Origin of the sequence: Peribacillus sp. YIM B13482, assembly GCF_042787975.1 — a bacterium.
Lineage (GTDB): Bacteria > Bacillota > Bacilli > Bacillales > DSM-1321 > Peribacillus > Peribacillus simplex_A.
Genome location: NZ_JBHZPF010000059.1, coordinates 21313 through 27312 on the forward strand (window position 1 = coordinate 21313; position 6000 = coordinate 27312).

A 6000-nucleotide genomic window follows, 5' to 3' on the forward strand; every position below is an offset into this window, starting at 1 on the left:
TGAACCCAAAAACAAAAAGATTTACTTCATTAAAAAACAGCCTGTATTGAAAGTAATTCACCAGTTGAAAGAAGTGTCAAGGACAGTGAATATTCAGGCAGGTGTTCAGTAGGGACTGGTAAAGACGGGAAAATCGTTGAAGCTCTTCAGTTAGCTTAAAAGATGACATAACATATCACCCTACCGAAGATAATGACTTTAATCCTCAATTTAGTGGTCAACGAGCATATGGGAACCGATATTAAAGACGATAAAATTGTTATCCTTACACTTTCCGGTAGTGAAAACCTCACTGCTAAGATGACAGCCAATGGATATTAGAAGATAGCAATCAAGTATTTCAAAGTTTGTTTGAAAATGCAGACGTAGAAGAAGCTGCTCTATTTTGGCAACTCCCTATTACGGATTCAATAGGAAACACATCAGATAAAAAATGTCTAAAAATTACACTAACTCGAAATTCATTTGAAGATATAAACTGGGAAGATTTCGATTATCATAATTATGAGTTTGTTACAGATGATTATATTGAAATGGTCCAGTTTCCAAAATAGTATTAACTCCTTCAAAATATATCTCAGAATGTAGGAATAAAACTATGAACATTATAATAAAAGTTTACTTACATACCAAAGAAACTAATTTCTTAAAGAGTTGAAGTTTCTCAATTCTAAATTCAGATTTCAAGAAAGATCCTGATTGGACATCCACAGTTGCTGTATATGTGTATGGATACAGCAGATTAATAGGGAAATGGGTTCTAGTATGGATTTCCGTATAAAACCAAGTGATTTTTAACGAAGACAATGACATTACTGAGTTGGTTAAGAAGGTAGACCTAATTAAAACAAAAAACAGACCCCTCTCACACGAGAAGGGCTTTGAGCTTAAAAAGTATCCTAGAGGATTAACACCATAATATGATAGTATCCATTCAATTCCTTTTTAGCCTCCTTTTACTTTTAGAAGGGGTCGCACCATGGGTAGCAACAACAAAACGTGAATATCATACGTTTTCAAGACCTAAATTATAAAATTCCTTAAAAATAAAGAATAGTTTCTAATTAGCTAAAATTTTATCTATAAACATTTTAACGGAGATTTATCCCGATCAAAAAAAGAATTATAATATGAATAGGATAGGAGAAATAAAAGAAATATTTTAATCCAGTACCTTTTTTCCCATTGTAGGGTAATAATAGTAGTAGTGCAGAAATCATCATCCATTGGTAATCACTAAACGGAAATAAATGATTTATAATACCGTCCTTGACTACTCCCCATTTAGCGTAAGCAGTAAAGATAATCAAGTGAAAAATGATATATACAATAGTAATTCCTACTTTACTTCTACACAAATAAAGTAGAATACCCAGCAATACAAAGAAAATACCACCCTCAACAAAGAATATATTTCCTAATATTGCTCCATAAAATAAATGGTCTGCTTGAAAATTAATCACTATAATCTCTGAAAAGAGCACACATAAGATAGTACTAATCAGTTGCCATAAAATAAAGTACACATATAGTTTTACCTGCCTTTTATCCAATAAATAAATTACTAGAACAATTACAAATAAAGTTGCAAAGAAATTGTTTGTAATAATGACCCCTGTATGGCTATAGGCAATGTTAATTCCTAAATTAATAAAGGCCATACCACCTCCTGAAAAATACAAACGTAACATGTATTTCTTTCTGTTAGATGTATGTTTGTATCCTAAAACAACACAATATATGAAAATTGGGATAGCCAACCTCCCAATCCATCTAAAATATTCTGGAGTATCAGGGATGAATTGCCCGGTATGATCAATAAACATAGAAACTAATGCAATTAGTTTAAGTAGTGTAGTAGTCATTTGAATACTCCCCATTTACTAAAAGCATCAATAAAAAACACTTCTAGTCTTTCAGGTTTTTATAATATGTATTTATTCTACATATCCGCTAAAATTACTTGGAGTTACAAATTTAATGTAGTATAGTCCACTTTTATCTAAACCAGATGGAAATGCAGTTAATGTTTCTCCAGATTTCAAAGTTTCAGAATATACAGCGAAAATACTTGTGTTTTTATATACTTTTAAGGCTAAAGTCGCAGAATGGTTATTCTTTACAGAAAGCTTAACTTGAGATTTCCCTGTAAAATACTTATTTGTGTATAAATTTGATCCTTGAGCAGAACCGGAAAATGTCATTCTTCCGCTCTTTACTAAATTATGAGAGGAAGATGGAGTACTAGTTCCAAAAACAGTAATTCCCCCCCTTCATTAACAGGTGTTACACCAATACTTTCTCCTTCTTCCGCAAACGCAACAGTACTACTAAACATTAAAACTACTAACAGAATTGATAAGAAACCTAGTTTTGAAATTTTCTTCATTTCAAAAACCCCCTATTTTTATTTTGAAAATGAAACCTAAATAACCCTATTTTTACCATTATTTTAAGTTATTTAAATATAATACAATTAACTTGCAATTTCTTTTCTATTAAATAGGTACTCTCCTAGAAAATTGGAACAGCATCTTAATTTTCTGCTGTTTTAACCTCTGGCTTAACTGTATATGTGTAATCTTCACCCGTATATCTTCCTTTTTTATCAATTGGTCTTACAGTTACCGAATATTCTGTACCGAGTTCTGCTTCATAAGTACCTTTGCCGATTAAGTTTATCGTATTATCTGAGTTTACGGATAAATTTGGAAGTTCCTCGAAATTTTTTGCATACTTAACCATACTAGCTATAGAGCCGCTATGTACATAAGCTTTACCAACCTTTTCACCAGGTAAAGGGTCATAACAATGATTCCAACCTGCAATATTTCCTGACATTTTAGTTAAGAGATTGACTTTTCCTGTAGCCTTACTTCTATTTAACATTACAATTACTTCAACAGAAAAATGGGGTTTAACTGGAATCGTTTGTGAAGGAATTGAATAAGTCTTACTATCTGTTTTTGTTTCACTACTCGTAGTAGAAAAATTATATTCTAGAGAGACTTCTTGCGATAATTCCCCTATTGGTAAAGATATCTTTCCAGTTGTTTTCTCTCCAATTTTAAATCAATGTGTAGTAGAAGTAGTAACAGAATCTGTAATCGTTCTTGAGAAACTATCTGTTTTTAAATCTATTTTTTCATCAAGTTCGTTGTTTAAAATTGCGTGTCCTACAAATACATCTCCTACATCAGTAAAGTTAGGTGGACCGTCTGGGGATACTGCATTACTATGAAACTCAATATCCTTCATAAAATAAGTAGCATCGCCGACCGAATATGAATATTTTCGCTGACTATCTAAATGCTTTCCATAAACTAGTTCAGCTTCAGTCAAAGGGGTTTTCCAGTCTTGTATTGCTTTTGCTTCACCCATAAATTTTTCATTAGTTGAATTTTAACAGGTTGAGCAGCACCTGTTAATTCTGGAGAGGCTGTCGCAAATGTCACTCAAATAGATGCGATTGTACTAAGAGCTAAAATTTTTCTTCCTAATTTTTTTTTATTACTTTTCATATGACCAGCACTCCCTTTAAATGGTTTTTTTTGACTCTATAAAACATACTTTCTATAAAATGTATTCGCAAATATTGTATCGGAAATTTTGATGTGTTATTTAGTTGGTTTTATGAGATTATACTGATAATTTGATATTCTTTAAAATTTTCCGATATCCTTTACATCCTTTTTTAAGGGGCCTGTCCCAAAGCTGTCATTAAGCAATTGAATAAATAGTGAAAGGCAGAAACGTTGACAACATTTCTGCCTCTTCAATTTTGCTTTATTTTTACTTTAAAAAGGACATATGAGACTCAAACCCTTTTACTTATTTCACACGTAATTTTTGGCCGATATAAATTTTTTCGATATTTTTTAAACCTTTCATTTTATAAAAATAAAAAAAGCCTTGGTAACTGAGAACTCAGTAATACCAAGGCTTTGAAACTATTAATACATTGACATATATTGTTCGCGTTCCCATGGGTGAACTTGTGTGCGGAACAAACTTCTTAGTATTACCATAAATCATAAAACATCACAAATGCCTGTTCAACAGCTTTTTCACAAATAGATTCACAATGAGCAAGAGTAAAATATCATGAAGTGGTGGGCAAAATAAACGCATATGTTTTAAGCAACTGATATAAAATATATGTATAAATTACTAAACTAAACCGAAAAGAGCAAAAATGAATGAACATAAATATAAAGGTTTACTTGCATGCAAAAGAAACTAATTTCTTGCAGAGTGGAAGTTTCCCGTCTTAGACTCAGACTTTAAGAAAGATCCCGATTGGACAGCTGCAGTTGCTGCATTTGGATGGATTCAGCAGATTAAAATAAAATTCGCTGCTAGTGATGATTTTAGAATAGATGAGGTAATTTATAACGAAGACATTGATATTACGGAGTTAGTTAAGAAGGTTAGACAAATAATTTAAAACAAAAATAACCCCTGTCATAATGATATGATCCCCCAAAAGTAGACGGAGAAAGATAGCACACTAACCTGTCTATAATGGAGGGATTTTTCTATTTCGGACTAGCTATTTACAGAAATATTCCGAGTATTTAAACATTGTTCATTAGTTTACAAATTGTAATTATTAGGATAATGTAGCATTATTATGAAAAAGTAGGGGTTATATGAAAAAAATTATTATCTTATTGCTATCATTTTCATTATTTTTCACCATTGTTCCACCTGGATTAGCAAATGGTATAGAAGATTCTTCATCTACATATATTGATGAAGATAATTGGGTCGAATATGAAAGTGAACAAGAACTATTAAATGAAATTGAAGAAATAAACTGGGATGATGTTACACTCGATTTAGAGGCCAATAATGATGAAATAAACTGGGATGACATTCCAATAGAATTAGATAGCGCTATTGTGACAGATCTACAACCCAGAATTTTGGGACTTGTAGCACGACTTGTTTTAACAGGCGGCAAGTATGTAATAAAATATGGTAAAAAGGTATTCAAAAAGGCTCCTACTTCAAAGGTGACTAATGCCTTAGCAAAGTACTCAACAGGAACTTATAAAACAGGTAGTCATACTTTTAAACTAACAAAAACTGATATGAAACATATGTTAACTAGACACCACCCTAAATATTGGGATGGTAGCGTAAAAGCAAAACAAACATATTATAATCCTGATTTATCAGTTAACGCTGTAAAAAAATTCGCACTAAATATCGCAAAACAAAACAAAACTACTTTATCAAAAAAGGGAACAACCTCTACATTTCAAGTTACTGGAACCGTAGATGGAGTAAAATATGTATTGGGTATTACCAAAGGACATATTAAACAACTATATCCCAAATAAGAATAGGTGAGAAAGAAATGAACTCCTTGCAAATTAATAGCTTTATTTTAACAAAAAAAGTTACTGATATAGCTGATCTAATTAAATATCCTGATGATTATACTATTAATCTATCTTTAACTCCGCAGCCTTTTGTTAAAATTATTAAAGATAATCCTTCTGATTATATACAAGAGGGTATTCTTGTAATAGATGGCGGAGTAATCCTATCTTTTAATAATCAAACAATAGTGGGTCACAACTATTGGGATGACTTAACAACATTATGGTCATATTTATTAAATGTAATTGACGACTATTCTACTTATGGAGAAGGATCTTGTTTTTACCCGGACCAACCAATTGAGATACATTTAAAAGATGTAGATTCAAATTTAGTAGTATTATCAGTAGATAATAAAGAAATAAAAATCAACAAAAATAGTTTTTTTGCAAAAATTATATCTGAAGCTAAGTATTTCTTTGAAATATTAACTAACGATTTAATGTTGCCTAAATATAAACACGAACTAAAACAAATTGAGGATATTTGTAAGCTATTAAACTTAAACCGCTTATAATTGTGTAAAAGCCCCTCTCATTGAGGAGGCTGCTGAAAAACTCACGTTTTTCTAACTAGTACGGTAAATCAAATTAAAAAAAGACGATTCTC

Annotated in this window: 5 protein-coding genes and 1 pseudogene; 2 read left to right on the forward strand and 4 right to left on the reverse strand. The window is 31.2% G+C overall.

All coding sequences use genetic code 11. From position 1 onward, the window contains the following. Positions 1-1091 precede the first annotated feature (1091 nt). The 4 genes and pseudogenes from ACFX4L_RS21450 to ACFX4L_RS21465 all read right to left on the reverse strand — a co-directional run bounded on the left by ACFX4L_RS21450 (position 1092) and on the right by ACFX4L_RS21465 (position 3381). Positions 1092-1865, reverse strand: coding sequence for a TraX family protein (locus tag ACFX4L_RS21450; protein WP_377406133.1), 774 nt, complete (start codon positions 1863-1865; stop codon positions 1092-1094). 72 nt (positions 1866-1937) lie between these two features. Further along, entirely contained in the window at positions 1938-2204 is a 267-nt protein-coding gene (locus ACFX4L_RS21455; RefSeq protein WP_377386260.1) for a hypothetical protein, read from the reverse strand. A 14-nt stretch (positions 2205-2218) separates the two neighbouring features. Next, positions 2219-2389 (reverse strand): hypothetical protein, encoded by a 171-nt coding sequence (locus ACFX4L_RS21460; protein ID WP_377386263.1) that lies wholly within the window; start codon positions 2387-2389, stop codon positions 2219-2221. Between the two features lie 146 nt (positions 2390-2535). Continuing rightward, positions 2536-3381: pseudogene (locus ACFX4L_RS21465) on the reverse strand (ETX/MTX2 family pore-forming toxin). A 1271-nt stretch (positions 3382-4652) separates the two neighbouring features. Between ACFX4L_RS21465 and ACFX4L_RS21470 the strand changes: the two are divergent. Together ACFX4L_RS21470 and ACFX4L_RS21475 are read left to right on the forward strand one after the other, a co-directional pair. Beyond that, positions 4653-5348, forward strand: coding sequence for a hypothetical protein (locus ACFX4L_RS21470; protein WP_377406136.1), 696 nt, complete (start codon positions 4653-4655; stop codon positions 5346-5348). A 17-nt stretch (positions 5349-5365) separates the two neighbouring features. Continuing rightward, positions 5366-5908 carry a hypothetical protein gene (locus ACFX4L_RS21475; protein WP_377406138.1) on the forward strand — a complete coding sequence of 181 codons (543 nt, stop codon included), beginning with the start codon at positions 5366-5368 and terminating at the stop codon, positions 5906-5908. Positions 5909-6000: the final 92 nt, after the last annotated feature.

What these genes read in the sequence shown, in the direction of transcription:
- ACFX4L_RS21450 (WP_377406133.1), bottom strand. Translation starts at nt 1,865, where the DNA reads ATGACTACTACACTACTTAAACTAATTGCATTAGTTTCTATGTTTATT.
- ACFX4L_RS21455 (WP_377386260.1), bottom strand. Translation starts at nt 2,204, where the DNA reads ATGACATTTTCCGGTTCTGCTCAAGGATCAAATTTATACACAAATAAG.
- ACFX4L_RS21460 (WP_377386263.1), bottom strand. Translation starts at nt 2,389, where the DNA reads ATGAAGAAAATTTCAAAACTAGGTTTCTTATCAATTCTGTTAGTAGTT.
- ACFX4L_RS21470 (WP_377406136.1), top strand. Translation starts at nt 4,653, where the DNA reads ATGAAAAAAATTATTATCTTATTGCTATCATTTTCATTATTTTTCACC.
- ACFX4L_RS21475 (WP_377406138.1), top strand. Translation starts at nt 5,366, where the DNA reads ATGAACTCCTTGCAAATTAATAGCTTTATTTTAACAAAAAAAGTTACT.